The organism is Kribbella rubisoli (assembly GCF_004217145.1).
In the GTDB taxonomy this organism is placed as follows: Bacteria; Actinomycetota; Actinomycetes; order Propionibacteriales; family Kribbellaceae; genus Kribbella; species Kribbella rubisoli.
Genome location: NZ_SHKR01000011.1, coordinates 1,243,135 through 1,268,916 on the forward strand (window position 1 = coordinate 1,243,135; position 25,782 = coordinate 1,268,916).

26 protein-coding genes and 1 tRNA gene are annotated in these 25,782 nt (G+C 68.0%); 11 read left to right on the forward strand and 16 right to left on the reverse strand.

Translation table 11 applies throughout. The features are described from left to right. Entirely contained in the window at positions 1-633 is a 633-nt protein-coding gene (locus tag EV645_RS08870; RefSeq protein WP_130441555.1) for a bifunctional 4-hydroxy-2-oxoglutarate aldolase/2-dehydro-3-deoxy-phosphogluconate aldolase, read from the forward strand. Here EV645_RS08870 and EV645_RS08875 read toward each other — a convergent pair whose 3' ends face one another. The 3 genes from EV645_RS08875 to EV645_RS42185 are packed head-to-tail and all read right to left on the reverse strand — an operon-like array spanning position 634 to position 3,249. Further along, the gene (locus tag EV645_RS08875) at positions 634-1,326 is read right to left on the reverse strand and encodes a DUF4097 family beta strand repeat-containing protein (protein WP_130441557.1); all 693 of its coding nucleotides are present in this window, start codon (positions 1,324-1,326) and stop codon (positions 634-636) included. Next, entirely contained in the window at positions 1,326-1,979 is a 654-nt protein-coding gene (locus EV645_RS08880) for a response regulator transcription factor (protein ID WP_130441559.1), read from the reverse strand. Before EV645_RS08880 ends, EV645_RS08875 begins: the two co-directional genes overlap by 1 nt. Continuing rightward, positions 1,972-3,249: a sensor histidine kinase gene (locus tag EV645_RS42185; protein ID WP_198681521.1), complete on the reverse strand. Its 1,278-nt coding sequence runs from the start codon at positions 3,247-3,249 to the stop codon at positions 1,972-1,974. Before EV645_RS42185 ends, EV645_RS08880 begins: the two co-directional genes overlap by 8 nt. Before the next feature lie 166 nt (positions 3,250-3,415). Here EV645_RS42185 and EV645_RS08890 point away from each other — a divergent pair, with 166 nt between their 5' ends. Next, positions 3,416-3,958 (forward strand): hypothetical protein, encoded by a 543-nt coding sequence (locus EV645_RS08890; protein ID WP_130441561.1) that lies wholly within the window; start codon positions 3,416-3,418, stop codon positions 3,956-3,958. Here EV645_RS08890 and srmL read toward each other — a convergent pair. Continuing rightward, positions 3,945-5,066, reverse strand: a complete 1,122-nt coding sequence (gene srmL, locus EV645_RS08895) for a PheS-related mystery ligase SrmL (RefSeq protein WP_130441563.1) — start codon at positions 5,064-5,066, stop codon at positions 3,945-3,947. The genes EV645_RS08890 and srmL overlap by 14 nt on opposite strands. A gap of 226 nt (positions 5,067-5,292) precedes the next feature. Between srmL and EV645_RS08900 the strand changes: the two genes are divergently transcribed. Beyond that, the gene (locus EV645_RS08900) at positions 5,293-6,330 is read left to right on the forward strand and encodes an alpha-hydroxy acid oxidase (RefSeq protein ID WP_130441565.1); all 1,038 of its coding nucleotides are present in this window, start codon (positions 5,293-5,295) and stop codon (positions 6,328-6,330) included. Then, on the forward strand, positions 6,327-7,166 hold the full coding sequence (locus EV645_RS08905) for a methionyl-tRNA formyltransferase (protein WP_130441567.1): 840 nt from the start codon (positions 6,327-6,329) through the stop codon (positions 7,164-7,166). Before EV645_RS08900 ends, EV645_RS08905 begins: the two co-directional genes overlap by 4 nt. 54 nt (positions 7,167-7,220) lie before the next feature. Here the strand turns inward: EV645_RS08905 and rplA are convergent, their stop codons facing one another. The 5 genes from rplA to EV645_RS08930 all read right to left on the reverse strand — a co-directional run bounded on the left by rplA (position 7,221) and on the right by EV645_RS08930 (position 10,116). After that, positions 7,221-7,943 carry a 50S ribosomal protein L1 gene (gene rplA, locus EV645_RS08910; protein ID WP_130441569.1) on the reverse strand — a complete coding sequence of 241 codons (723 nt, stop codon included), beginning with the start codon at positions 7,941-7,943 and terminating at the stop codon, positions 7,221-7,223. A gap of 110 nt (positions 7,944-8,053) precedes the next feature. Further along, the gene (rplK, locus tag EV645_RS08915; protein WP_130441571.1) at positions 8,054-8,485 is read right to left on the reverse strand and encodes a 50S ribosomal protein L11; all 432 of its coding nucleotides are present in this window, start codon (positions 8,483-8,485) and stop codon (positions 8,054-8,056) included. 12 nt (positions 8,486-8,497) lie between these two features. Further along, the gene (gene nusG / locus EV645_RS08920; protein ID WP_422386623.1) at positions 8,498-9,385 is read right to left on the reverse strand and encodes a transcription termination/antitermination protein NusG; all 888 of its coding nucleotides are present in this window, start codon (positions 9,383-9,385) and stop codon (positions 8,498-8,500) included. A gap of 360 nt (positions 9,386-9,745) precedes the next feature. Beyond that, positions 9,746-9,988, reverse strand: coding sequence for a preprotein translocase subunit SecE (gene secE, locus EV645_RS08925; protein WP_130441575.1), 243 nt, complete (start codon positions 9,986-9,988; stop codon positions 9,746-9,748). A gap of 55 nt (positions 9,989-10,043) precedes the next feature. Next, positions 10,044-10,116, reverse strand: a tRNA-Trp gene (locus tag EV645_RS08930). Positions 10,117-10,470: 354 nt separating this feature from the next. On the opposite strand from EV645_RS08930, the gene EV645_RS08935 reads away from it, so the two are divergent. The 4 genes from EV645_RS08935 to EV645_RS08950 all read left to right on the forward strand — a co-directional run bounded on the left by EV645_RS08935 (position 10,471) and on the right by EV645_RS08950 (position 14,757). Next, positions 10,471-11,664, forward strand: a complete 1,194-nt coding sequence (locus tag EV645_RS08935; RefSeq protein ID WP_130441577.1) for a pyridoxal phosphate-dependent aminotransferase — start codon at positions 10,471-10,473, stop codon at positions 11,662-11,664. 55 nt (positions 11,665-11,719) lie between these two features. Next, complete coding sequence (locus tag EV645_RS08940; RefSeq protein WP_130441579.1) at positions 11,720-12,754, forward strand: adenosine deaminase; 1,035 nt, start codon at positions 11,720-11,722, stop codon at positions 12,752-12,754. Beyond that, on the forward strand, positions 12,721-13,323 hold the full coding sequence (locus EV645_RS08945) for a histidine phosphatase family protein (protein ID WP_130441581.1): 603 nt from the start codon (positions 12,721-12,723) through the stop codon (positions 13,321-13,323). Before EV645_RS08940 ends, EV645_RS08945 begins: the two co-directional genes overlap by 34 nt. A gap of 63 nt (positions 13,324-13,386) precedes the next feature. Continuing rightward, positions 13,387-14,757, forward strand: a complete 1,371-nt coding sequence (locus EV645_RS08950) for a TrpB-like pyridoxal phosphate-dependent enzyme (protein WP_130441583.1) — start codon at positions 13,387-13,389, stop codon at positions 14,755-14,757. Here EV645_RS08950 and EV645_RS08955 read toward each other — a convergent pair. After that, entirely contained in the window at positions 14,754-15,257 is a 504-nt protein-coding gene (locus tag EV645_RS08955) for a hypothetical protein (RefSeq protein WP_130441585.1), read from the reverse strand. The two genes, EV645_RS08950 and EV645_RS08955, sit on opposite strands and share 4 nt — an antisense overlap. Positions 15,258-15,535: 278 nt before the next feature. On the opposite strand from EV645_RS08955, the gene EV645_RS08960 reads away from it, so the two are divergent. From EV645_RS08960 to EV645_RS08970, 3 genes are read left to right on the forward strand one after another with little or no spacing between them, the layout of a single operon-like run. Next, on the forward strand, positions 15,536-16,846 hold the full coding sequence (locus tag EV645_RS08960) for an NsdA family TPR-like regulatory protein (protein WP_242000283.1): 1,311 nt from the start codon (positions 15,536-15,538) through the stop codon (positions 16,844-16,846). Next, the gene (locus EV645_RS08965; protein WP_130441587.1) at positions 16,843-17,487 is read left to right on the forward strand and encodes a 2'-5' RNA ligase family protein; all 645 of its coding nucleotides are present in this window, start codon (positions 16,843-16,845) and stop codon (positions 17,485-17,487) included. Before EV645_RS08960 ends, EV645_RS08965 begins: the two co-directional genes overlap by 4 nt. Further along, on the forward strand, positions 17,484-18,143 hold the full coding sequence (locus tag EV645_RS08970) for a hypothetical protein (RefSeq protein WP_130441589.1): 660 nt from the start codon (positions 17,484-17,486) through the stop codon (positions 18,141-18,143). The genes EV645_RS08965 and EV645_RS08970 overlap by 4 nt, the downstream gene beginning before the upstream one ends. Here the strand turns inward: EV645_RS08970 and EV645_RS08975 are convergent. From EV645_RS08975 to EV645_RS09000, 6 genes are read right to left on the reverse strand one after another with little or no spacing between them, the layout of a single operon-like run. Beyond that, on the reverse strand, positions 18,137-20,356 hold the full coding sequence (locus EV645_RS08975; RefSeq protein WP_130441591.1) for an FAD-dependent oxidoreductase: 2,220 nt from the start codon (positions 20,354-20,356) through the stop codon (positions 18,137-18,139). The genes EV645_RS08970 and EV645_RS08975 overlap by 7 nt on opposite strands. A gap of 11 nt (positions 20,357-20,367) precedes the next feature. Next, positions 20,368-21,279 (reverse strand): MurR/RpiR family transcriptional regulator, encoded by a 912-nt coding sequence (locus EV645_RS08980; RefSeq protein WP_242000284.1) that lies wholly within the window; start codon positions 21,277-21,279, stop codon positions 20,368-20,370. Between the two features lie 52 nt (positions 21,280-21,331). After that, the gene (locus tag EV645_RS08985; RefSeq protein ID WP_130441593.1) at positions 21,332-22,708 is read right to left on the reverse strand and encodes a hypothetical protein; all 1,377 of its coding nucleotides are present in this window, start codon (positions 22,706-22,708) and stop codon (positions 21,332-21,334) included. Then, positions 22,705-23,520, reverse strand: a complete 816-nt coding sequence (locus tag EV645_RS08990; protein WP_130441595.1) for a carbohydrate ABC transporter permease — start codon at positions 23,518-23,520, stop codon at positions 22,705-22,707. Before EV645_RS08990 ends, EV645_RS08985 begins: the two co-directional genes overlap by 4 nt. Continuing rightward, on the reverse strand, positions 23,513-24,442 hold the full coding sequence (locus tag EV645_RS08995; protein ID WP_130441597.1) for a carbohydrate ABC transporter permease: 930 nt from the start codon (positions 24,440-24,442) through the stop codon (positions 23,513-23,515). Before EV645_RS08995 ends, EV645_RS08990 begins: the two co-directional genes overlap by 8 nt. Further along, the gene (locus EV645_RS09000) at positions 24,442-25,614 is read right to left on the reverse strand and encodes an ABC transporter substrate-binding protein (protein WP_242000285.1); all 1,173 of its coding nucleotides are present in this window, start codon (positions 25,612-25,614) and stop codon (positions 24,442-24,444) included. Before EV645_RS09000 ends, EV645_RS08995 begins: the two co-directional genes overlap by 1 nt. Between the last annotated feature and the right edge of the window lie 168 nt (positions 25,615-25,782).

Below are 25,782 nucleotides of genomic sequence, written 5' to 3' on the forward strand. Positions count from 1 at the left end.
GTGAACACCGTGGAGCTGCTTCGAGCCGACCGGGTGCTGACCGTCGTCCGCGCCCCGGAGATCTCCGACGCCCGCGACCTCTGCGCCGCACTGGTTGCCGGCGGCATCCATGTCGTCGAGCTCACCTACACCACCCCCGACCTCCCCCGGCACCTGGAACGCGCCGCGTCCACCGCCGCCGAGACAGGGGCAGTTGTCGGCGCCGGCACCGTGCAGACCGCAGACCAGGCAACTCAGGCGATCAACGCCGGCGCCCAGTTCCTCGTCACCCCGGGCCAGGGCCCCGAAGCCGCCGCCGTCGCCGAGGCAGCGCGCGCCGCTGGGATCCCCGTCGTACTGGGCGCCTTCACCCCCTCCGAGGTGATGACCGCGCTCGCCCTCGGCTCGGCCGCGGTCAAGATCTTCCCGGCGCACCACCTCGGCCCGAAGTATTTCAAGGACCTCAACGGCCCGTTCCCCGGCGTACCGCTGATCCCGTCCGGCGGCGTCAACGCCACCAACGCCCACGACTTCCTCGCCGCCGGCGCCCTGGCCGTGAGCGCGGGCACCGACGTCGTCTCACCCGCCGACGTCGCGGCCGCCAACTGGTCGTCCATCACCGCCAAGGCGAAGACCTTCAGCGCAGCGCTGTAGCTATTGGACGGTGATGCTGCCGTAGCTGGTCCGTAGGTAGAGGCGGCTCGACGAGCTGGGGTCGTTGGGAATGTTGACCTCGGTCGACCCTCGAGCCGCCAGGGCGTCGATCGCGTACGTCGTCGTCCGTGGGAGCTGAACCGTCAGAGAACCGTCGCTGGTTGTGGCGTTGACCTGGTCCGGGGCGCTGTCGAAGAGGATGTCGACCGAGCCGTGCACCGCGTCCACAGAAACCCGCGGACTGCGCACCCGGGTCAGCGTGATCGAACCGTCGGTGGCTTCCACGGTCAGTGGTGAGGCAACCCCGACCGCATCCACGGACGTCCGCTCGGCCTTGGCCTGTACGGCGGACGCGCCGGGCACCTCCACAGTCACCTCTACGTCGCAATGCACATCGGGACACCCGGTCGCGACGTCGAGCACGCCGCCGACCGTCGACACCTTCACACTCGGCTGCGCGACGGCGTACGTCCCGTCGACCGTCACGTGTACCTGTCCGTCCGCGCTGGCCAGCAGTTGCAGCGGTACAGCCGACACCACCTTCACGCCCTGCGGTCCGGGCGCGTACGAGGCCGAATAGCTGTACGGCAGCTTGCCGCGGATCAACGACACCGTCACTGCGGCGCCGGTGATGACGAGCACCAGCACCGGCACCAGCCCGATGATCAGCATCCTTCGCTGCGCGCTCGTCATCACGTGTCCAGGAACTTGAGGACAGCGAGCACGCGGCGATGCTCTCCGTCGGTCGGCGTGAGGTTGAGCTTCAGGAAGATGTTGCTGATGTGCTTCTCCACGGCACCTTCGCCGACGACCAGCGCCTGCGCGATCCCGCCGTTCGACTTGCCCTCCGCCATCGCGCGGAGAACGTCCTGTTCCCGTGGGCTCAGCACCGCCAGCGGATCGACGCGCCGCGAACGCACCAGCAGCTGCGAGATGACCTCCGGGTCCAGCGCCGCGCCACCGTCCGCAACCCGGCGCAGTCCGTCGATGAACTGATCCACATCGGCGACCCGGTCCTTCAGCAGGTACCCGACGCCGCCTGGGTTCCCGCCGATCAGTTCGCTCGCATACCGCTCCTCGACGTACTGCGAGAGCACCAGTACACCGACGTCGGCGTACTGCTCGCGGATCACCAACGCCGCCCGCAGTCCTTCGTCGGTGAAGGTCGGCGGCATCCGTACGTCGACCACACACACGTCGGGCCGATGCGCCTCGACAGCCTTGAGCAGAGCGTCGCCGTCACCGACAGCCGCGACCACCGTGCAGTCCTGCTCCTCCAGCAACCGCACGATGCCTTCACGCAGCAGCACCGAGTCTTCCGCGATCACCACCCGCGTCTCAGCCACAGGGCACCTCCGCGATCAGCGTGGTCCCGCCACCGGGCGGGCTGTCCACCGTGAGTCGTCCGTCCACACCGGCCACGCGATCGGTCAGTCCGCGCAAACCACTGCCCCCGGCCGGATCGGCGCCACCTTGTCCGTCGTCGCGTACCTCGACCCGCAGTACGTCGCCGACCCGTGTCACCTTGACCTCCGCTTGTGCCGCCTCTGCATGTTTGGCCACGTTGGCGAGCGCCTCCGTCACGACGAAGTACGCGATCGACTCGATCGTCAGCGACGGCCGGGGCTGGACGTCGACGCTCAGCCGGACCGGTACCGGTGACCGGGCCGCGACCGCGGACAGCGCCGCGTCCAGACCGCGATCGGTCAGCACCGGCGGGTGCAGTCCTCGCGTCAGGTCGCGGATCTCGGCGATCGCCTGCATCGCCTCCGAATGCGCTTCCTCGATCAGCGTGCGCACGGCGGGCTCCTTGTCGCCCAACCGGTTCTTCGCCCGCCCGAGCGTCATCGCCAGCGACACCAGCCGCTGCTGCGCGCCGTCGTGCAGGTCGCGCTCCATCCGCCGCCGCTCGACCTCGACCGAGTCGACCACCTGCTGCCGGCTCGTCACCAGCTGCGTGACGCGTTCGGACAGGGCACCGGTCTCGGAACGGCCGAGCAGGACTCGCGCGAGCTCCCCGTCCAAAGCCGATGCCATCCGCATCAGGAACGGCGACGCCACCAGCAGGAACACCGCAGCGCCGACCGCCACCATCGCGGCCGTCTTGGGTGAGTCGATCACGAACGGTCCGAGCTGCGCCTGACCGGCGGCGAACCGGTTGTAGAACAGCGGCAACGCGATCAGCACCGGGGGCACCGCCCAGACGAGCAGGATCAGCACGAACCAGGTTATTGCTAGCGGCAACAGCAGCACGTAGTACAGGAACTGCCGCCACATCCCCCGGTCGGCCACCGCGAGCCTCGCGTCGGCGAGCCGTGATCCGGCCCTCGGCGGCGGAATCAACGGCAGGATCTCCTGCTCGCGAGTGATCCGCGCCCGCGCGCGTTCCCATCCGGCCACCACGTACACGAACCGGTTCGCGCCGACGGTCAGCGGGATCCCGACGTACGCGAGCGGCAACGCCAGTAAGGCCACGCAGACCGTGAGCAGAACCAGCAGGCCGGAGGTGAGCACGACCACCGCGTCGCCGAGCAGGTGGATCGTTGCCAACCACAAGTACGGCGAACGCCACAGCCGCCACGGAGCCCGGGGGACCGGGTTCGCAGCAACCGTCATCCGGACCACCTCCCCGTGTCAGCGCCTGCTTGCCGTCACAACTTACGTCGTCGGGACGGGCGGCCGGCATGAGGACATCCCACGGACCTGACCGGGGGTTATCCCCACCCCGGTTCGTGGGCTGACCGGACTGTGCCGGGCGGCCGCCGCCGGGATGCTCGAAGACATGACGACGACACTCGGCAACAGGCCATACAAACACCTTGCCCACCCCACCGCCCCGGTCGCTGACACCCTGGACGGCAAGCTCGGCGACGCGATCGACGACCGTGTGGCCGACGCCCTCGAGGACTACATCGCCGAGGGCCGGCTGGACGGCCGGATCCGTCCGCGCCGATCCCCGGTCGGTCTGGCCACCGCCGTCGCCGCCGGAGTCGCGGCGGTGCTCCTGCCCTGGTGCCTGATCCTCGCGGCCACGCTGCCGAGCACCTACCAGGCGGGCCATTGGAAGCTCACCTGGATCGGGCTCGACTGCGGCACCGCGATCGCCGCGGGCCTCACGGCGTACCTGCTGCACAAGCGCAACAGGTACGCCGCTCTGACCGCGATGGCTGCCGGGACACTGCTGACGGCCGACGCCTGGTTCGACGTTAGTACGGCGTCGGCCGGCTTCGACCGCACCCTCTCGCTGACCGAGGCTCTGCTGCTGGAGCTGCCCCTGGCCGTGTGCGCCTTCGTGGTCGCAGCCCGAGAGCTCAAGAGGCGATGAGCTCCATCACCGGACCTTCGTGCAGCGCCCGGTACACCTTGTCCCGCAGGGAATTGGCCTCTGCATCTGTCAGGGTGCGATCCACGGGCCTGAGGACCAGCCTGACCAGCAGATTGCGTTGACCCGGCGTCAACTGGAGGCGTTCGCGGGCAGCCGTCGGCAAGTCGTCGTACGACGTTTCGCCCAGCACCTCCAGTGACTCCGCCGCATCGGCATCCGGCCCGAGCGCGGCACGGACCTTGTCACCAAGCACCTCCGCCGAGACGTCGGCTGAGGCGCCGACTACGACCGACAGGTCGCGTCGTACCGGCGGCATCGACGAGACCGGCTTGTACGGCGACAGATCCAGCATCTGGCTCGCCACCCGCGGCTCCGTCGACCTGAGCAGGCGGATGTCCCGGATGCCCTTGCGGAGCATCATCAGCCGGTCGAGACCCGGTCCCATCGCGAGCCCGGTCCAGCTCTCGTCCAAGCCGGCCATGCGCAGGACATGCGGCGCCGCGACCCCGCACTCGCCGATCTCGATCCACTGATCGTCCAGCAGAACGTCGATCTGGCGGCCGTGGATCGTGTACGGGTGCACCGCCGGCACAGTGCGGTAGGTCTGGCCGGGGAGGATCGTGTCGACCAGGCGGGCGATCATCTCCTCCAGCTCCGGCTCCCCCAGCGTGACGTTGCGGCTGACCCGCCACAGATCGAGCTGGTGCGGGGTCCCGGTGTGCTGCCAGTCGACGGAGTCGCGGCGGTAACAAATGCCCGCGCAGATCATCAGCACATCCGACGCGTCGGACTTCGCCAGCTCACGCAGCGCGGGCGGGATCATCGCCGATGTGTGACTTCGCAGTACTTCGGCGTCGGAGACGTAGCGGGTGTAGCGCGCCTCGCGGGTCACCGCGTCGGTCGCGTACCCGAGGTTGTCGTAGTTGTCGGCCAGCGGTACGACGGGATGATCGCGGCGCGTCCAGATCTCGGTGTACGGCCAGGCCGCGCCGAGCGACGTACGGATCGACTCGACGACCAACTGGACGGCGTGTGGTCCCTGAGCAGGGTCGGTGAGGTCGCGGAGGGCCAGGGCAGCGTGCAGTTCTTCGGCAGTGAGGACAGACATGAGTTTCTCTCCAGGATGACGGTCTCGACGGGGGTCCACCCCGGTCGGCCGCGGTCACCTCAGGAGAGAGCGCAGCAGCAGCTCACCCCGTCGGCACCGTCGTGCCGGCCGGGGCGCAGAAATCGCCGCCCGTACTGCGTCATGCCGTCCACTGTACCGGCCGCACACCAGCCCCGCCCGCGAAATTCATCCCGCCTGGGCCGGAGCGAGTGCGACGATGGGCCGCATGCGATGGATCGACACTCTGGAAGCTGCCGCAGCCGAGAAGCTGCCGGAGGCCGTGCACCGCTACTTCCGGCAGGGCTCGGCGGGCGGGGTCAGCGTCGGCGAGGCGACCGCGGCGTGGTCGGCGTACCGGTTCCGGCCGCACGTGCTGAACGACGTCTCCGCGATCGATCTCAGGACGACGGTGCTCGGCGTACCCGTCGACGCACCGATCCTGGTCTCGCCGTCGACAATGCACCGGATGGCCGACCCGGACGGCGAGCTCGCGATGGCGCGTGGCGTTGGCGCGGCGAACTCGCTGCTCGGGATCTCCAGCAACGCCGGCACAAGATTCGCGGAGCTCGGTGCGACCGGGGTGCCATGGTGGCTGCAGATCTATGTCCTGCGGAACCGCGAGATCACCCGGCGCATGCTCGACGCCGCGGTCGAGGCCGGCGCGCGTGCCGTCGTACTCACCGTCGACACACCGGTGGTCGGCCGGAAGGAAGACGACGGCGACACGGTCTGGGATCTGGCGCAACCCGGACAGTTCCTGGCCAATCTGCCCGACGGCGAGTGGAGCGACGACGACCTCGACAAGGCCGACGACCTGAACCCCGACGTGATCGGCTGGCTCGCCGATCGGACCGGTCTGCCGGTGGTGGTGAAGGGCGTCCTCCGCGGCGACGACGCCAAACGCTGCGCAGATGCGGGTGCCGCCGGAATCATTGTCTCGAACCACGGCGGCCGTCAGCTCGACGCGTCGATCCCGACCGCCCAGGCCCTGCCCGAGGTCGCCGAAGCCGTGGCCGGAACCGGGGTCGAGCTGTACGTCGACGGCGGGATCCGTCGCGGCGAACACATCCTCGCCGCCCTGGCCCTCGGCGCTCGAGCGGTTTTCGTCGGCCGGCCGGCGCTCTGGGCACTGACTGTCGATTCGTCGGCCGGCGTCACGCGGCTCCTGACCGATCTCGGCGAAGAGCTCGAGCACACCCTGAGCCTGGTCGGCCAGCCGACGCCGTCATCGCTGACCCCTGACCTTGTCACGCTCAGGAGATGAGGTTGCGGATCGTTGGCCTGAACGCGTTCCTGCCCGGCTTCCGGCTCGTCCACGAGTTCGCCGAACAGAACGGGCACGAGCTCGTGCTGGTGGTGACCCTGCCCGAGACCGGCAGGTACGGCGCTGCCGATCCGATGGTCGCCGGCCTGCCGGACGACACGAATGTCCTGATCACCCGTAAGCTCCGCGCCGTCGCCGCCCCGGCGATCGCAGCGCTCCGGCCGGACGTGGTCATCTCGGCCGCCTTCCCCCGGCTGATACCGGACGAGATCCTCGAGATCCCGAAGTACGGCGCGATCAACTGCCACCCGTCGCCGCTGCCCGCGGGACGCGGACCGACACCGCAGCGGCTGATCTACGAAGGTGACGAGCGGGTCGGGGCGACGGTGCATCGGACCGCGTCGGAGTTCGACACCGGCGCGATCCTGGCCCAGCGCATCACGCCGCTGCCCGACGATCTCAACGGCACCGGGCTGATGCAGTCCTGGGGCACGATGCTGCGCGAGTGCCTCGCCGAAGCTGTACCGCGTCTGGTGGCCGGCGATCCCGGTGAGCCACAAGATCCTGCTTCGGCCTCCGAAGCGCCGTTCTTCACCGACGCCGAACGAGTTCTGGATCTGACCGAGCCGGCCCGCGTCATCCGCCGCAAATGCGCCGCCCTCAACGTCACGTCACCCAGTGCCCAGGCGGACCTGGACGGCGCGACCCACCTCATCATCCGCACCGACCCGGCCGACCTCTCCCGCTCAGGTGCACCGGGCACCATCCTCGAGCGCCATGACGACGGCTGGACCGTCCAGACAGCCGACCACGCCCTCCGACTGACCCGAGGCTGACAAGCAGAAAGCCCCCAGGAGAACCCGAGGGCTTTCTGTGTGAAGAGGTGAGGCTCAGGCCTCGACCGACTCCTCGGTCAGGTTGCGGGACAGATTGGGGTCAACCTGGACACCCGGTCCCATCGTGGTCGAGAAGACCGTCTTCTTGATGTAGCGGCCCTTCGAGCTGGCCGGCTTGAGCCGCATGATCTCGTCGAGCGCGGCGCTGTAGTTCTCCACCAGCTGGGTCTCGTCGAACGACGCCTTGCCGATGATGAAGTGCAGGTTCGCGTGCCGGTCGACCCGGAACTCGATCTTGCCGCCCTTGATGTCGTTCACGGCCTTCGTCACGTCCGGCGTGACCGTGCCGGTCTTCGGGTTCGGCATCAGACCACGCGGGCCGAGGACGCGGCCGAGCCGGCCGACCTTGCCCATCAGGTCAGGGGTCGCGACGACGGCGTCGAAGTCGAGCCAGCCGTCGGTCACCTTCTTGATCATGTCGTCGTCGCCCACGAAGTCGGCGCCGGCGGCCTTCGCCTGCTCGGCCTTCTCACCGGTGGCGAAGACGAGGACCCGTGCCGTCTTGCCAGTGCCGTGCGGAAGGTTGACGGTGCCGCGCACCATCTGGTCGGCCTTGCGGGGGTCGACCCCGAGCCGCATCGCGACGTCGATCGTCGAGTTGAACTTCTTGCTGCCCGCCGCTTCCTTGGCCAGCTTGATGGCCTCGAGCGGGGTGTACAGGTGATCGAAGTCGATCTTGTCCGCGATCGCGCGGTATGCCTTGCTGCGCTGTGCCATTTCTTTGGTCTCCTGTGTGCGAACGGTGTTCATCGTTCGCGGGGTTGTGGTGATCGGGCGAGTTTGCGCCCTGCCACTCCTGCTGGTCCGCCGCGGCGGACCGGGTGACGTTACTTGTCGACGACGACGCCCATCGAACGGGCGGTGCCCTCGATGATCTTCATCGCGGCGTCGATGTCGCGGGCGTTGAGGTCCGGCATCTTGGTCGTGGCGATCTCGCGGACCTGGTCCTTGGTGATCTTGCCGACCTTGTCGCGCTGCGGAACGGCGGAGCCCTTCTGCAGACCGGCGGCCTTCTTGATCATCTCCGGCGCCGGCGGCGTCTTGGTGACGAACGTGAAGGAACGGTCTTCGTAGATCGTGATCTCGACCGGTACGACGTTGCCACGCATGGACTCTGTCTGGGCGTTGTACGCCTTGCAGAACTCCATGATGTTGACGCCGTGCGGGCCGAGCGCGGTACCGACCGGCGGAGCCGGCGTCGCGGCACCGGCCTGGAGCTGCACCTTGACCAGGGCAGCGATCTTCTTCTTGGGAGGCATTCTGTCGGGTCCTTAGACTTTCTGGATCTGGTTGAAGCTGAGTTCCACCGGGGTCTCCCGGCCGAAAATCTCCACCAGGGCCTTGATCCGCTGGGCCTCGGCGTTGATCTCCGTGACTGTGGCGTGCAGGGTCGCGAACGGCCCGTCGACCACCATGACCGAGTCGCCGACTCCGAAGTCGGCGACCTCGACCTTCTTCTTGGCCGCGGTCTTGGCGGGTGCGGCACCGGCTTCGGCTGCCGCCGCTTCGGCCGCCGCCACGACGGCCGGAGCGAGCATCTTCTCAACCTCTTCGAGGCTGAGCGGGACCGGCTTCTGGCTGTTCCCGACGAAGCCGGTCACCGACGGCGTGTGCCGCACGGTCGACCAGGACTCGTCGGTCAGGTCCATCCGGACCAGCACGTAACCGGGGAGGACGGTGCGCTTGACCATCCGGCGCTGACCGTTCTTGATCTCGGCGACCTCTTCGGTCGGCACGATGATCTCGAAGATGTAGTCCTCCATGTTCAGGGAGTTGATCCGGTTCTCCAGGTTGCCCTTGACCCGGTTCTCCATCCCTGAGTACGTGTGGACGACGTACCAGTCGCCGATCTGCGAACGCAGCCGGCTGCGGAGCTCCTCGAGCGGGTCGCCCGGCTCCTCCGGCTCCGGTTCCGCCTCTTCGGCGTCCTCGTCGTCGGCCTCCGCAGCGGCGGCGGCTGCCGCCAGCGCGTCGGCGTCGGCGTCGTCATCGTCGGCCTCACCGCTGGAGAAGACCACCTCGTCGGCAGCGGCGGGCTGCTCGGCAGTGGTCAGCGGCGCGGTCTCGGCGGTCTGCTCGGCCAGCTCCTCGGCGGCGTCCTCGACGTCCTCCTCGGTCACCACCTCGGCGTCCTCGGCCTCGTCGGCGGCAGCGACCACGACGACCGGCTCGTCGTCGGACGTGTCGTCGTCCGCCGGCGGCGTCTCCGACTCGTCGTCGGCGGCGTACTCGTTGTCGGACTCTTCGTCGACCACGTCCTCGTCGCTGTCCTCGTTGTCGAGGTCCGCGAACGGGTCGTCATCGTCGTCGTCGTCACCGAACAGGTCGTCATCGTCGGTGGCGTTCTCGTCGAAGTCGACCTCGAGGTCGACGTCGGAGTCGGATACGTCGAACTCGTCCTCGTTCTCGAGGATCTCGTCGTCGCGCTCGGACACGTCGTACTCCGTCATCTGGATCGGGGTCTGTCTGCTTCGGGTCGGGCCGGGGCCCTGGGCCTACGGTGGGTCGTTCGGCGAACCTCAGCCGAAGATCTTGAACATCGCCCAGCCGAAGGCGAGGTCGAGGACCGAGACGATCGCGATGACGAACACCACGAAGGTCAACACGACCGCGAAGTAGGTGGAGAGCTGCTTGCGGGTCGGCCAGACGACCTTGCGGAGCTCGGCCACCACCTCGCGGTAGAAGCGCACCAGTCCACGGCGCTGCTTGCCTTCCGCAGGCTTGCCGGCGCCGGACGGTGCCGGGGTGCGCGTCTCCGTCACGACCTACCTCTTTCGCTAGCGGCGGCCTGACCGGCCCTGCGCCGGTCAGGATTTGCAGGGCACGAGGGACTTGAACCCCCAACCTTCGGTTTTGGAGACCGATGCTCTGCCAGTTGAGCTAGTGCCCTCTGCAATCCATCCGGACGCCGCGTCGGACCTGATCTCAGGCATGCCGGATCAGGGCCACCAACGCCCGGACTAGAAGAGTGTACGGGCTCCGAGCCACCTGGTCGAACTGAGGCTCCACCCGAACGACCCCTTACCCGGGCGCCGCACCGCGACCAGAACCATACAGCCTCCAACCGGTCCCAACGGACCGCACCCCCCGCGTGTTCCCGGATCCCCAGGCCATCACAATCGGCCCACCCGGCCCCGTTTCCGCGTGGGCCGACCGGAAACTGCTGATTGTGATGGCCTGGGGATCCGCGTCACCTGGTGGTACCGCCAGGTGAGCGACACCGGACCGGTGCCAGGATGGCCGCATGGGTTCCAGGATCTCGGCGCGGATCGGCGCCATCAGTGAATCGGCGACGCTGGCGGTCGACGCCAAGGCGAAGGCACTCAAGGCGGCCGGACGGCCGGTCATCGGGTTCGGCGCGGGTGAGCCGGACTTCCCGACGCCGGACTACATCGTGGAAGCAGCGGTCGAGGCGGCGCGGGATCCGAAGAACCACCGGTACAGCCCGGCCGGCGGCCTGCCGGAGCTGAAGCAGGCGATCGCGGTCAAGACCAAGCGGGACTCCGGCTACGAGATCGAGGCGGCCCAGGTACTCGTCACGAACGGCGGCAAGCATGCGGTCTACAACGCGTTCGCGACGCTGCTCGACCCAGGCGACGAGGTGCTGCTGCCGGCGCCGTACTGGACGACGTACCCGGAGACCATCCGGCTGGCAGGCGGTGTGCCGGTGGAGGTGCTCGCGGACGAGTCGCAGAACTACTCCGTCACGGTCGAGCAGCTCGAGGCGGCCCGGACCTCGCGGACGAAGGCGCTGCTGATCTGCTCGCCTTCGAACCCGACCGGTGCCGTCGACAGCCCGGAGACGCTCGAGGCGATCGGCCGCTGGGCGCTCGAGCACGACCTGTGGGTGATCACCGACGAGATCTACGAGCACCTGACGTACGGCGATGCCCGGTCGACCTCGATCCCGGTCGTCGTACCCGAGCTGGCCGACAAGACCGTCGTACTGAACGGTGTCGCCAAGACGTACGCGATGACCGGCTGGCGGGTCGGCTGGATGATCGCCCCGGTGGACGTGATCAAGGCCGCCACCAACCTGCAGTCGCACCAGACCTCGAACGTCTGCAACGTCGCCCAGCGGGCCGCACTCGCCGCGGTCTCCGGCGATCTGAGCGCTGTCGAGGAGATGAAGAAGGCGTTCGACCGCCGTCGGCGGACCATGGTCCGGATGCTCAACGACATGCCCGGCGTCGAGTGCCCGGAACCGACCGGAGCGTTCTACGCGTATCCGTCGGTCAAGGGTGTGCTCGGTCGCGAGATCGCCGGACGTACGCCGACCACGTCGTCGGAGCTGGCCGATCTGATCCTGGACGAGGTCGAAGTGGCAGTGGTGCCGGGTGAGGCGTTCGGTGCGCCGGGGTACCTGCGGCTGTCCTATGCGCTCGGCGACGACGACCTGGCCGAGGGGCTGAGCCGGATCGCGAAGCTGCTCGGCTAACGCGGATCAGCCGGCGGATTTCGTCCGGCGGGTAGGGCCTCGGTAACCTTCGGTAATGACGCAGCGGGATCTGCGGGTGCTGCCGAAAACACACCTGCATCTGCACTTCTCCGGGTCGATGCGGCATCTGACGCTGGTCGAGCTGGCGGACAAGCACGGGGTCCGGCTGCCGGACGCACTGCGGACCGACTGGCCGCCGGAGCTGTCGGCGGCCGACGAGCGCGGCTGGTTCCGGTTCCAGCGGTTGTACGACATCGCCCGTTCGGTGCTGCGGACCGAGGACGACGTACGGCGTCTGGTCCGTGAGGCGGCCGAGGACGACCGTGCCGACGGATCGCGCTGGCTTGAGATCCAGGTCGACCCGTCCGGGTACACGAACCGGTTCCACGGGATCACGGAGTTCACGGACCTGGTGCTCGACGCCGCGCGCGATGCGTCGGAGTCGACAGGCATCTCGGTCCAGGTGATCATCGCCGCGAACCGGACCCGTCACCCGCTGGATGCACGGACGTTGGCGCGGCTGGCATCGCAGTACGTCGGCCGCGGGGTGGTCGGGTTCGGCCTGTCCAACGACGAGCGCCGCGGTACGACGTCCGAGTTCGCCCCGGCCTTCCGCATCGCCCGCCACGCCGGGCTCCTCGCCGCACCCCATGGCGGCGAGCTGTGCGGTCCGGCCACGGTGCGCACCTGCCTCGACGAGCTCGGCGCCGGCCGCATCGGCCACGGCGTACGTTCCGTCGAGGACCCGGACGTGTTGAAGCGCGTGGTCGACGCCCAGATCGCCCTCGAGGTCTGCCCCGCCTCCAACGTCTCCCTAGGCGTCTACCGCCGCCCCGAAGACGTCCCCCTCCGCTACCTCTACGAGGCCGGCGCCCGCATCGCCCTAGGCGCCGACGACCCCCTGCTCTTCGGCTCCCGCCTGGCCGAACAGTACGAAACCGCCCGCGCCGTCCACGGCTTCACCGACCCCGAGCTAGCCGACCTGGCCCGAAGCTCGGTCCTAGCCTCCACCGCCCCACCAGAAACCCAAAAATCCCTCCTAACCGAAATAGACCAATGGCTAGGAACCCCAGCAACAGTCCCAGCCTGACCGTCTACCTCGCTCGGCACGGCCAGACCGAGTGGAACGTCACCGGCCGCCGCCAAGGCCGCTTGGACTCACCACTCACCGCCCTCGGCCTGCAACAAGCCGGCCAGAACGCCGAACTGCTGTCCGAAGAGGGCATCGACGCAGTCTTCGCGAGCCCGCTCGGCCGGGCGGGACAGACAGCTTCGATCATCGGCTCGGCGCTCGGTCTGACCGTGACGGTGCTCGACGAGCTGTCCGAGATCGACCACGGGCTGTGGTCGGGGCTCACGTCGGCCGAGATCGACGCGGGGTGGCCGGGGCAGCGTGGCGTTCGTGAGCGGGACAAGTACGGGTTCCGGTTTCCCTGCGGTGAGAGTTATGCGGACGGAGATGTGCGGGCCGGTCGGGCGCTGGCTGAGGTTGCGCGGACCGGCGTACGGCGGCCGTTGCTGGTGTCGCACGAGATGATCGGACGGATGCTTCTGCGGCAACTCGGCGTACCGGATGCGCTCGGGACGCAGCAGCCGTCCGACGTGGTCTACCGCGTGCAGACCGGTGGCACGGTCGAACGGTTGACCAGCGCAAATTAAGTGCCGGGAGAGTTCCGGTTCAGGTCGTTGCCTGGGGAATTGGGCGGGCCTAACTTTGCTGGCATGACGCCGACGAAGATCCTGCTGCCAGAAGACGAGATGCCGACGCGGTGGTACAACGTGCTGCACGATCTGCCGACGCCTCCGCCGCCGGTGTTGCATCCGGGGACGGGGCAACCGATCGGGCCGGATGATCTGGCGCCGCTGTTCCCGATGGACCTGATCATGCAAGAGGTCTCACCGGAGCAGTACGTCGATATCCCGGGCGAAGTGCTCGACGTCTACCGGCTCTGGCGACCCAGCCCGCTGTACCGCGCGCATCGGCTGGAGAAGGCGCTCGATACGCCGGCACGCATCTACTACAAATACGAAGGCGTCTCCCCGGCGGGATCGCACAAGCCCAACACCGCCGTCCCACAGGCGTACTACAACGCGAAGTCCGGCGTCCGGAAGCTGACGACCGAGACAGGCGCAGGCCAGTGGGGGACGGCGTTGGCCTTCGCCTGCGCGCAGTACGACTTGGAGTGCGAGGTCTGGCAGGTGCGGGCGTCGTACGACCAGAAGCCCTATCGGCGGACGATGATGCAGGTCTTCGGCGCGACCGTGCACCCAAGTCCGTCGGACCTGACCCAAGCCGGACGGAAGATCCTTGCCGAGCACCCCGACTCCCCCGGTTCACTCGGGATCGCGATCAGCGAAGCAGTCGAGGCCGCGGTTCAGGATCCGCAAGTGCACTACGCCCTCGGCTCGGTGCTCAACCACGTGCTGCTGCACCAGACGATCATCGGCGAGGAAGCGCTGATCCAGCTCGCGATGGTTGGCGAGACCCCCGACTTGCTCGTCGGCTGCACAGGCGGCGGGTCGAACTTCGGCGGCCTGGCCTTCCCGTTCCTGCGCGAGAAATGGGCCGGCCGGATGTCACCCGTCGTCCGCGCGGTCGAGCCCGCGGCCTGCCCGTCGCTGACCCAGGGCACGTATGCGTACGACTTCGGCGACACCCTCGGCATGACGCCGCTGATGAAGATGCACACGCTCGGCCACGACTTCATCCCCGACCCGATCCACGCCGGCGGTCTGCGGTACCACGGGATGAGCCCGCTGATCAGCCACCTGTACGAGTCCGGCGAGATCGAGGCCGTCGCCAAACCCCAGTCCGAGTGCTTCGCGGCGGGCGTCCAGTTCGCCCGCACCGAAGGTATCGTCCCGGCCCCCGAGCCGACGCACGCCCTCGCCGCTGCCATCGAAGAAGCCCAACGCTGCAAGGAGTCCGGCGAGGAGAAGGTCATCCTCACCGCCCTCTGCGGCCACGGCCACCTGGACCTCGCGGCGTACGACGCCTACCTCTCCGGCGCGATGACCGACCGCAGCTGGGACGACGCCGAGATCCAATCAGCAGTCGCCGAAGCCCTGACGCGTCTGCCCGCCCTTGGCTAGCGTCCGCCGCGCTTCCACCACGGCTTCGGGCGCTTGGCGACAGCGGTGAGCCAGTCCGGCGGGATGGCCCAACCGCGCGAGCTCAGCGCCTCGAAGTAGTCGGTCTTCAGGCTGTCCGGCAGCCAGTACGTCGCTCTGCGCTGCCCGGACACCTCGAAGTACGTCGTCCGTTGGCGCTGGCTCCACACCGTCGCCTGGCTAGAGCTGTACGCCAGCCGCACGTAGTCCCAGCGCGCCTGCTCATCGTCCATATCGAACTCGCGCTCAGGCACGCGTGCCGAGCCGCGGGGCTCCTGATCGATCTCGTCGATCAGCTTCTGTACGACGGCGCGGTCGTCGGTCATCTCCTCCGGCAACCGCAGCCCGACCGGATCCAGCACGACCGCGCCCAACCGCGGCCGAGCCACCTCCAGAAACACCTCGAGCAGCGCGAACCCTTCCTCGGCCCGCCCGAACAGCTCCAGCTCGGCACGCAAGGTAGTAACGGCTTCCTCGACCACCCGACAACCCTAAGGGCTGCCCGCCCCGAACGGAGGGGCTGCCCCTATCTGCCCCGGGTTGCCCCGCGATGCCCCGCCGTGCTCACGCTCAGCAAGCACGACGGCGAGGCACCACCGGCGTACCTGCCCTGATTTACGGCCACGAAGCGGTCCACGATTGCGGCCAAAACCCTTTCCCAGCAGTGTTTTCGGGGCAGCTCGGGGCATCGTGGGGCAGATCATCCACAAGGCCCGATTTCGTGGTCGCAGAGGGTGTTCGGCGTCTTACAGTTACCGCCATGTCAGAGCCCAACGAGATGTTGCGCGGCGCGCGAGAGAGCACGCCCTCGCGCCGCGCGCCGGGCGAACACATGTCCCGGGCCGAGCTCGCCGACGCGATCTGCGCCTGGCTCTGGGACACGACCGAGATCAAGTACGAGCTCGACGGCCACTACATCGCCAAGCTGGAACGCGGCGCCGTCCGCTGGCCCGGCGCCGCCTACCGTTCCGGTCTGCGTCATGTCCTCGATGTTGCCGCCGACAACGAACTCGGGTTCTTCCCGCCGTCCGGCATCGCCGTTACCGAGCCGGAGCCGACACCGCCCTCGATGGTCGGTCACGACGACGACCTGATCCACGCGAGTGACGAGTCCATCGCCCTGCTGTCGTTCGCCGAGGAGTCCAACGTCGGCGAGCTCACCGTCGAGCAGCTGCAGGCCGACATCGAGCGCATCGCACAGTCCTACCTCCGTACGCCGACCAGACCGCTCTTCGCCAAGAGCCGCGCGATCCGCGACCGCGCCTTCGCACTACTCGCCGGCAACCAATCCCCACGCCAATCCCGCGACCTGTACTCCGCGGCCGGCTGGGCGATCACCATGCTCGCCTGGATGTCCGTCGACCTCGGCCGCCCCGACATCGCCGAGAGCCACACCCGCACCGCCTGGGCCTGCGCCGAGGCCGCGGACCACGACGTACTGCGGGGCTGGATCCGCGCCACCCAACACACCGCCGCCTTCTGGCAGGAGGATTTCGTCCGCGCCGCGGCGTACGCCGAAGACGGACTGCGGTACTCCGCCGGCACCTCACGCCTGTTCCTCGCCAGCGCGGCGTCGGTCGACAACGCCCGCGCCGGCCAACCCGACAAGGCCCGCGACATGCTCGAGCTGGCCCAACAACTGTCCGTGCGCCAGGCCGACTCCGAGCCGGGCGGCCTCCTGCTGTGTACGCCGGAACGCGCCGAGGGATTGTGGGCGGATACCTATCTCGCCTTCGGCCAACCGGAGCACACGTCGACCCACGCCGATCACAGCGTCGCCCTGTTCGAGGCAGCGCCGTACGTCCTGCGGAACCAGGGATCCGAACGCATGGCCCGTTTGCAGCAGGCCAAAGCCCGGCTGCTCCTCGGCCAGCTCGACGGTGCGATCGAGGCCGTCGAGCCGGTGCTGGAGCTTCAGCTGGAGTACCGCGTTCGTCCGCTGATTCATCGCCTCGCGGAGGTCGCGGCGCTCACGTCGCCGTACGCCCGAACGCCGAAGGCGCGCATGCTCCGCGCGCGCATCGCCGAGTTCACCCAGCTCCCGGCACGCAGGAAAGAGGACCAGACATGATCAAGGACGTCCGCGATCATTGGTACTGGCGCCCCAACTGGCGGCCCGGGCGATCGTTCTACACCTGGCATGTCGTCTTTCCGGAAGACTCCGTGGTGACGGAGGTCCACGCGGCGTACCAGCACCTGGTCGACTCGCTGCCCGGGATCACGCCGGTGGCGGTGAGCCGGCTGCACCTCACGGTGCAAGGAGTCGGGTTCACCGACAAGGTGCCGCGGGCGGATCTCGACCTGATCGTCGAGGCCACGCGTCGGCGGCTCGAGCACTTCCGGCCGTTCGAGATCAAGCTCGGTTCGGCCGTCGTCGATGTCGAGAGCCTGCAGCTCCCGGTGGAGCCCGTCGACCGGATGCGCAGGCTCCGCGCCCAGCTGCGTGCCGCGATCACCGACGTGTGGGGCCGCGACTCGGTGCCGGCGCTGCCGGAGCTCGATCCACACATCTCGCTGGGCTACTGGAACCAGGTCGCCCCGGCCGAGCCGCTCGAGAAGCGCGTGAAGGCACTGGGCGGCGGTGTCGCCAGGACCGAGCTGACCGACGTCACGCTGATCGAGCTCAACCGCGACCACAGCCAGTACGAGTGGACGCCGTACGCGACCGTGCCGCTGGGCATCCAAGTGTCACGCGACGGGACCGGCGGATGAACGCCACCGCAACCAGCCTGTACGCCGGCGACGCGGCGGCACGCGTCATCCGAGCCCTCCTGGACTTCCGCAGCCTGTGGACAACCCATGACCTGGTCACGACCAGCGGCGTGCCGGCCCAATCGGTACGCGGAATCATCGACGCCCTCGACCAAGAAGATCTGGTCGAACGCCGAGCCCCCGGAGTAGTCACTGTCCCCAGCTGGCTGGCCCTGGTACGCCGCTGGAACGAGGACTTCCGCTTCACCCGCAACACCCACCTCACCTACTGGCGCACCAAACCCGGCACCCCACCCCTCCTGGACCGAATCCCCACCACCCCAATCCGCCACGCCGTCACCGGCACCACCGCAGCCCACCACTGGTCCCCAGCAACCCCCACCGGCCGCACAGTCATCTACACCCCCGACGCGCAAGCAGCCGCAACCCTCTGGGAACTAATCCCAACCAGGACGAGGTACAAGTCGGTCGTGCTGGCCGAGCCCGAGTCAGACGTCGTCTACACCCGCTCCCGCAAAACCCCCACCGGCCTCCGCCTGGCCGCTCCCGCCCAGGTCCTCGCAGACCTACTCACAGGAGCCGCCACACCCCGGACTCCGGCCGCAGCCCCCTTGACCCACTGGATGCAACAACACGAACTCGACTGGCGCTACTGACCGTAGGCACGGATGGAGACGACGTGGGCTCGGGGGGCTCCGTTGGTGCGGTTTGTGGTTAGGCGGAGCTGGGTGGTTTGGGTGGGGGTTTGTAGGTGGTGGTGTTGGGTGCGGTGGTGGTTGGCGGTGACGGTGGCGATGGGGTGCCAGGGGGCGTCCCGGCCGTTGCGGGATTCGAGGGTGTAGTCGGAGAGGAGGGTGGGGAGGGACTCGAAGGGGGTGCGGTGGTGGTGGAGGTTGATGAGGTCTTCTTGGACGTCGGCGTCGAGGATGACGACGACCTCCGAGAGTTCGACCGGCTCGGGCCAGGTGAGCTCGAGCCACGGGTTCGGGTCCCACGCGAGGTCTTCGGAGGACCAGAGGTTGGGCCCGCCGTACGGGCGCGAGTAGCCGCCGATCACCTTCGAGGGTGCGTACGCCGCGGTCTCGCCGAGGCGGATGCACAGCCCGCCGCGGGGCAGGATGTGCTTCCAGGCGCGGAACTGCTCGGTCCATTGCTCATCCGGGCCCGGCTCACGGTGGGCAAAATGCACCATGCCCGGCAGCGCGGTCGACGCTGTGTGGACGGAGATGTCCGGCGTCTTCCGGAGTACGACGAAGGCGTTGGTCGGGGCGGACGGGTGCCACGACAGCGGCACCTGGATCCAGCGCTTCTCACCGGCGGGTACGTCGATCGTGCAGGAGTCGACGAGTGCGGCGGGCAGGTAGTTCTGCGGCTTGACCGGATCGTGCAGCTCGACGGTCAACGAGCCGCCGGCGGAGTCGACGAGCAGCTCGAAACCGTCCAAAGCCGGGTCAACCGGAACGACCATGCCAAGGTCATCGGTCAGCGCCAGAGTGCCCGACGAAACCTCGACCACCGGGCGGGTCAAACTCGAAGACGCACTCACCGACGCAGACAAAGCAAGGTTCGCAGGATCGTCATCGACCACGCCGAGGACCGACGAGTCGGCGCGGGTCAGTGCGTGCTTGACCAGATCGAAACGCGAGCCCGCCACCTCCCGCGGCGACAAACCGTTGCGCAAGGCAACAGAAGCGCCGACCCCGGCCGCCTCACCGAGTAGCGCGCACGTCGCCATTACCCGCGTCGTACCGAACGCTACGTGACTCGCGCTGATGTTGCGCCCGGCCATCCACAGGTTCCGCACGTTCCGCGAGTACAGCGACCGCAACGGGATGTGGTAGTTCCCGTCCGGATGCCAATGCTTCGACCCACGCTCAGCCGCATACACCCCACCAGGCGGATGCAGGTCGATCGACCATCCACCGAAGGCAACCCGGTCCTCGAACAGAGTCTGTTCCAAAACATCTTGCTGGGTCAGGACATGATCTCCGAGGAACCGCCGGTACTCGCGCTTCCCCGGCACCGACCCGATCCACTCCAGCGTCAGGTTGTCCGCATCGAACCGCCCGGAGTTCTTGATGTAGTCCCAGATGCCGTACACCACGCCCTGCAACTCGTCCCGGATCGCCTCGTTGTCGTCGACGACGTCGAGCGAGCCGCCCCACTCGATCCACCAGAACGCGCACCCGTTCATATCGGTGCGGATCACCCGCCGCTCCGGGATCGCAGTCTCGGTGACGTCCTTCGCGAACGACGGCGGCACGAACCGCACCGGCTCGCCGGCGTCCTTCGTGTAGAAGAGAATCGTGCTGCCGAGCGTGTTCGAGTCCGGTACATCCGGCGCCCACGACTCGTCGTACAGAGATCGAGGCTCCCGCCCGGTCCGAAACTCGGCCCCGGCAAGCACCCCGACCAGCCCGTCACCCGAGCAGTCGACGTACGCCGGACTGACGAAGCGGATCTCCTTCTCCGAGCCCATCTGCCACCCGGTCACCGAGCTGATCACACCGTCGGAAGCCTGCACCGAGCGGACATCGGTGTTCAGGTAGAGCGTGATCAGCGGCTCGGCGCGGACCGCCTCGAGCAGCACCAGATCCCAGTAGTACGGGTTCCCCAGCGGGTTCTGGTACTGGTTCTCGACGAACAGCTCGCCCATGATGCCGGTCTCGCGGGCGAAACTCTGGACGCCGTGCGCGGTCGCCCCGCACACCCACACCCGCACCTCGCTGGACGAATTGCCGCCGAGCACCGGCCGGTTCTGCACCAGCGCCACGCTGCTCCCCTGCCGCGCGGCGCCGATCGCCGCGCAGATCCCGGCGAGCCCGCCGCCGACGACGGTCAGATCGGTCTGGACCTCGAGCTGCTGCATGCAGAAACCTTTCAGGTATCAGGATTGACGAAGGTGTCGGGATGGAGATCGGCGTCCGGATGTACGACGGGCTGCCCCGGCCCGTTCGGGTGATTCGCGGTGAGGTGATCGGGCACCCGCTGCGCGACCAGCACGAACAACAGGCCGGCCGTCAGTACGTCGCTCGCGCGGCCGGCGAAGAACTCGGTCCAGTTGGCGCCGTTCGGCGTACCGGTGTCGAAGGTGACGTCGGCCAGCCGCGCGATCGGTGAGTCGACCATCCCGGTGATCGCGACCGTCAGCGCACCCTCCTCGTGCGCCCGGCGGACGAACTCCAGCGTCGTCGGGTCGGTCCCGGAGCGCGTGACGGTCAGCGCCACATCCCCGGAGCCGAGCAGACCGGCGCCGATCTGCGACGACTGCGGCCCGTCGAAGAACCACACCGGGATCCCGATCCTCAGCAACCGGATGTAGAGCTCCCGGGCCGGGACCGCGTCACCCCACTCGCCATAGATATGAGTACGGCGTGCGCCGGCGATCGCGTCCGCGACCCGCGTCGCCGCGGCGAGATCGATCGCGGCCAGCGCGTTGCGCAGTGCGTTCGCCTGGGTCGACGCGAGCACGTTCAGCACCTGCTCGGGCGGATCGGCCGGACCGATCGCCATGCCGATGTCGCTCGCCCACCCGGCCTCCAGCCCGCGGCCGACCTCCATCGCCAGTGCGGCCCGTAGCGCGGGATAACCGGCGTACCCGAGGTGCGTCGACAGGCGCGTCACCGTCGCGGCCGACGTCTGGGCGACCTCGGCCAGCTTGGTGATCGATCCGCGCGCGACCTCGTCCGGGTTCGCCAGGATGTGCTCGGCGACCCGCTGCATCGCACCGTTCAGCTCGGGCAGCGCTCGTTTGACCAGCTGCAACGGGCTCGGCGTACCAGCTCTCTCCATGTGAAATTCCTTCCCCACGCCACTGCCCCGGTCGTCTGCCATCCAGCGATCATCACGTATAGACGAACTGGGCACTGGCCACACCGTCGGTGTCGCTCACCACCCGCACCCAGTGCGCACTGAAACCGGGCGGGAACACATGCGTCCGGATCTGCCCCGGTTCAACCGTCAGCGTCTCCACCGCGCCGAACCGTCCGTGGCCGTGGAAGTCGATCTCGACCGTCAGGTTCATCCGCGAAGAGCCGAAGTTCTCCAGGTGAAGGCACTTCCCGTCGAACCCGGTCATCAGGTACGGATCCGAGGGCACTCCGGCCTCGACCGGCGTCTCCCACCACGGCCCGCCCCAACCGGCCGGCTTCCCGAAGTTCCACAGATCGTCGGTCTTCCCGAACCACAACCCCGACTGCGGCTCGGCCGTCGTCGGGTTCAGCCCGTGGCTTGGCGAGGCGTTGTCCGCGCCCGCGACCAGCATCCCGCGCCAGGAGCAGAAGTCACCCAGCACCCACAAGTGCGTCGAGATCGGCCGCACGCCCCAGATCCGCCCGCCGTACGCCCACGGTGACAACTCGTAGAACATCCCGTGATGGTCGAGCAGCAGCCGCTCGTGCTCGACCTCCCGGATCCGCGGCCATTCGGTCTGCCATTTGTGGTCGAAGCAGTGCGACGCCTTCGGCAGCCGGTACCGCGTCCACTGCTGATCCGCCTCGGTGAACACCTCGAGGATCGCCGAGGCCCGGTCCCACCCGGTCGCGAAGATCGTCCCGCCGAATTCGTGCCGCCCGCCGATCGCGGTGAACGGATCCTCCCGCAGTACCTTCCACGCGCTCCCGTTGTACTCCGCCAGCCGGCCCCGCGACCGCTCGCCGGCCCACTCGGGCTCGGCGTACTCGTTGGAACACACGACGAGCCGGCCGAACGACGTGTAGCAGTCCTTGTAATGCACCTTCATCTCGCCGTCGGTGCCGAGCTCGTCGTTCAGGTCGAAGAGCTGCGTGCACTCGTACGTCGTGAGGTCGAGCTCGAGCAGTTCGCCCTCCATCGCGAGCACGTACACATGCGTGTCGGGCTTGGTCAGGTGTCGCGACGTGCCGCAGACCCGGAGCGGCTGGAGCTCGGGGATCGTGACGATCTTGTGGTGCTCGTCGATCACGTGCGGCCCGAGCACCAGCTTCGACGTCGGGAAGTGCACGAACCGGTTGGTGTACGTGCCGTCGACGCCGAGTGTCTCGGCGACGATCTCCATCGAGAAGTCGGCGTCGATCCGGCGAAGGCTGACGCCCGCGCCGGACGGAGCCTTGTGGGAGTTGTAGTTCTGGACGTAGAGCTTCCCGTTCCACGGCATCAGCGAACCGACGCCGAGCTCGCTGCGCGGCGGACCGAAGTCGCCGATCTGGGCGAGATGCGGGAAGACACCTGAGACGTTGTTCATTTGATCCCTGTGTGAGTCATGGCGGCGATGAACCGGCGTTGCAGGACGACGAACACGATCAGCACCGGGACGATCGAGATCACCGAGGCGGCCATCGTCAGGCCGGGGGCGATCTGTCCCTGTTCGTCGACGAAGTTGGTCAGGCTGAGCGGGAGCGTGTAGCGGTCCGGGTTGCTGATCAGCACCAGCGGCGTCTCGTAGTCGTTCCACGACCAGACGAACGCGAGGATGCCGAGCGCACTCATCACCGGCGTTGCCAACGGCAAGTAGATCCGGGTGAACACGCGCCACTCGTTCGCGCCGTCCATCCGGGCCGCTTCGGCGAACTCGGCCGGCTGGCTGATGAAGAACTGCCGCATCAGGAACGTACCGAGGACGGTGAACATGCCCGGCAGGATCAACGCCCACAACGTGTCGTACAGCCCGAGCTTCTGGAAGTAGATGAACCGCGGCACGAGCAGCAACTGCGCGGGGATGATCGCGGTCGCGAGGTAGAGGAGGAACAGCTTGTCGCGGCCCTTGAACGACATCCGCGCGAAGGCGTAGCCCGCCATCGTCGCGGTGATCAGCTCGCCCGCGACCCGCAGTACTGCGACGAAGATCGAGCGGCCGAACGCCGGGAGGACCGAGGTCGCGCCGGTCAGCACCGTGGTGAAGTTGTCCCACTGGAACGGGTTCGGGATCCATTGCATCGGGATCTTGTACGCGTCCACGTCCGGCTTCAGCGCGGTCGAGATCATCCACGCGAACGGCGCGAGGAACGCCAGCGCCAGGATCCACAGCGGGATCCCCCACATCCACTTCTTACTCATTGAGGGCCCTTCCTCGCTGTGCACGCCAGGTCAGCAGCGTCAGGACGAGTACGCCGACGAACGTCACCAGGCCGATCGCGGACGCATAGCCGAACCGGTAGAACTGGAAGCCTGTTTGGTACATGTAGTACGAGATCGTCGTGGTCGAGTCGCCCGGGCCGCCCGCGGTGATCAGCGCGATCAGGCCGAAGCCCTGCGACGCCCCGATGATCAGCGTGACCAGCAGGAAGATCGTTGTCGGTAGCAACGACGGCCAGGTGATCACGCGGAACTTCGCCCACGCGGACGCGCCGTCGATGTCAGCCGCTTCGTACAGCTGCCGCGGGGCGTCCTGCAGCGCGGACAGATAGATCAGCGAGCAGTACCCGACGCCGCCCCAGATCGCCATCACGATCAGCGCGGGCAGCGCCCAGTGCGAGGAGGCGAACCAGCCCGGTTGGATGCCGAAGGCATCGAGGACCTGGTTGACCAGGCCGGCCTTCGGGTTCATCAGCATCAGCCACGTCATGCCGATCGCGACCACGTTGACGATGTACGGGAGGAAGAAGATCGCCCGCAGTACGGCGCGGCCTGGCAGCGGGCGGTTGAGCGCGATGCCGAGGGCCAGTCCGAGTACGACGGTCAGCGGGACCGACACCACGACGTACACCAGCGTCAGGCCGATCGCGTGCCAGAAGCCGGGGTCGCGGGCGATCGCGACGAAGTTGTCGATGCCGTTGAAGGTGATGCCGCCGAGACCGGACACCAGGTTCCAGTCGGTGAACGCGAGAACCACCACGCTGATCAGCGGGATCAGCGTGAACGCGATGACGCCGAGCAGGTTCGGCGCGATGAACAGGAAGCCGATCCAGCCGCGCGGTTTGATCCCGGGCGCCTTCTCGGTCCGGACCCGCGAGGCGGTGGCGACTGCGGCGGTGGCCATCAGGGCCTCCTCTCGTTACGGGCGATCGCGGCGTCGGCGAGCCGCCGTACCTCACGGATCGCGACGCCCGGGTCCTTCTCGCCCAGCCAGCACAGGTCGCGCTGCTGTTTCACGGCGAGAGTGATCTCGGGGAACCCCGTCAGCCGGGTATCGGTCGCGAGCTTGGGATCCGCCTCGAGGACGACGCGGCGGAACGAGTCCATGTCGAAGTACTTGTCCGGCTCCTTGCCGAGCATGCCGGTGATCACCTGGTCATCGGTGACGCCGCCGAGCGCGGGCAGCTTGCCGCCCTTGAGCATCGGCGTCGCGCCCTCGGTCAGCCAGAACTTCACGAACGCCCAGGCCGCCTCGAACTTCGGCGACTTCGGGTTGATCATGATGAAGTTGCTGTACGAGCCGCCGTTCCAGTCCTTGCCGTCGACGGTCGGCGAAGGGGCGAACGAGACCTTGAAATCGTGCGGGTACTTCTTCGCGTCGTACAGGTAGCGCAGGTTGAACGGCGCGGTCGACCAGAGGTGGAACTCCTCGGTCAGGAACGAGTTCTGCTGGTACGCGTCGAGATGGCGGGCGAGGACCTCGGTCCACGGGAACGCCGTACCGTCGGCGATCATCTCGCGACCCACCCGGAACCCTTGCTCGAAGTGCGGGTCGCCGAAGTTGCTGCGGTTGCCGTCGTACCAGTAGTTGGGTCCGAGGGCGATCCGGGCGATGTCCGGGACGGTGTAGGCGCCGACGGTCTTGTCCGTGGTCAGCCGCTTCGCCGTACTGCGGAACTCGTCGATCGTCCACGCTTGCGGAAGCTCCACGCCGGCCTGCTGCCGGAGCTTCTCGTTGAACAGCACGAAGAACGGCTCGCGGGCGGTGGCGAGCGCCTTCACCTTGCCGTTGTCGATGTACGACCGCGGCTGCTCGGTGTCGAGGAACACCTTCAGCTCCGGATCGTTGGTGACCCGGTCGGTCAGGTCCGCCGCGAGTCCGGACCCGGCCCTGAGTGCCATCGCGCCTTGCGAGTAGGTGAAGTACACGTCGATGTCGACGCCGCCCTGCAGCGCGGTATCGAGCTTGAGGTTGCCGCGATCGTCGTTCACGAACCGCGTGTAGTCCACCGCGTACTGCGGAAACTTCGCCTGAAACGCCTTCACCACATCCCCCGGCCCAGACGCGGCCGGCACCCCACCCCAAACCTGCAAAGCCCCCGACCGCCCGCCACCACTCCCACACCCCGGCACCAGAGCCGCCGCCCCCGCCGCCCCCAGCCCGGCCAACACCTCCCGCCGAGAAAATCTCTTGCGCCTCACTACCCACCTCCCATCAGATTGCGCAAAAGATTATCTAGCCAG

What these genes read in the sequence shown, in the direction of transcription:
- EV645_RS08995 (WP_130441597.1), bottom strand. Translation starts at nt 24,442, where the DNA reads ATGGCCACCGCCGCAGTCGCCACCGCCTCGCGGGTCCGGACCGAGAAG.
- EV645_RS08935 (WP_130441577.1), top strand. Translation starts at nt 10,471, where the DNA reads ATGGGTTCCAGGATCTCGGCGCGGATCGGCGCCATCAGTGAATCGGCG.
- EV645_RS08975 (WP_130441591.1), bottom strand. Translation starts at nt 20,356, where the DNA reads ATGCAGCAGCTCGAGGTCCAGACCGATCTGACCGTCGTCGGCGGCGGG.
- EV645_RS08980 (WP_242000284.1), bottom strand. Translation starts at nt 21,279, where the DNA reads ATGGAGAGAGCTGGTACGCCGAGCCCGTTGCAGCTGGTCAAACGAGCG.
- EV645_RS08905 (WP_130441567.1), top strand. Translation starts at nt 6,327, where the DNA reads ATGAGGTTGCGGATCGTTGGCCTGAACGCGTTCCTGCCCGGCTTCCGG.
- srmL (WP_130441563.1), bottom strand. Translation starts at nt 5,066, where the DNA reads ATGTCTGTCCTCACTGCCGAAGAACTGCACGCTGCCCTGGCCCTCCGC.
- EV645_RS08950 (WP_130441583.1), top strand. Translation starts at nt 13,387, where the DNA reads ATGACGCCGACGAAGATCCTGCTGCCAGAAGACGAGATGCCGACGCGG.
- EV645_RS08940 (WP_130441579.1), top strand. Translation starts at nt 11,720, where the DNA reads ATGACGCAGCGGGATCTGCGGGTGCTGCCGAAAACACACCTGCATCTG.
- rplK (WP_130441571.1), bottom strand. Translation starts at nt 8,485, where the DNA reads ATGCCTCCCAAGAAGAAGATCGCTGCCCTGGTCAAGGTGCAGCTCCAG.
- EV645_RS08900 (WP_130441565.1), top strand. Translation starts at nt 5,293, where the DNA reads ATGCGATGGATCGACACTCTGGAAGCTGCCGCAGCCGAGAAGCTGCCG.
- EV645_RS42185 (WP_198681521.1), bottom strand. Translation starts at nt 3,249, where the DNA reads ATGACGGTTGCTGCGAACCCGGTCCCCCGGGCTCCGTGGCGGCTGTGG.
- EV645_RS08990 (WP_130441595.1), bottom strand. Translation starts at nt 23,520, where the DNA reads ATGAGTAAGAAGTGGATGTGGGGGATCCCGCTGTGGATCCTGGCGCTG.
- EV645_RS08970 (WP_130441589.1), top strand. Translation starts at nt 17,484, where the DNA reads ATGAACGCCACCGCAACCAGCCTGTACGCCGGCGACGCGGCGGCACGC.
- rplA (WP_130441569.1), bottom strand. Translation starts at nt 7,943, where the DNA reads ATGGCACAGCGCAGCAAGGCATACCGCGCGATCGCGGACAAGATCGAC.
- EV645_RS08960 (WP_242000283.1), top strand. Translation starts at nt 15,536, where the DNA reads ATGTCAGAGCCCAACGAGATGTTGCGCGGCGCGCGAGAGAGCACGCCC.
- EV645_RS08875 (WP_130441557.1), bottom strand. Translation starts at nt 1,326, where the DNA reads ATGACGAGCGCGCAGCGAAGGATGCTGATCATCGGGCTGGTGCCGGTG.
- EV645_RS08965 (WP_130441587.1), top strand. Translation starts at nt 16,843, where the DNA reads ATGATCAAGGACGTCCGCGATCATTGGTACTGGCGCCCCAACTGGCGG.
- EV645_RS08985 (WP_130441593.1), bottom strand. Translation starts at nt 22,708, where the DNA reads ATGAACAACGTCTCAGGTGTCTTCCCGCATCTCGCCCAGATCGGCGAC.
- EV645_RS08890 (WP_130441561.1), top strand. Translation starts at nt 3,416, where the DNA reads ATGACGACGACACTCGGCAACAGGCCATACAAACACCTTGCCCACCCC.
- EV645_RS08945 (WP_130441581.1), top strand. Translation starts at nt 12,721, where the DNA reads ATGGCTAGGAACCCCAGCAACAGTCCCAGCCTGACCGTCTACCTCGCT.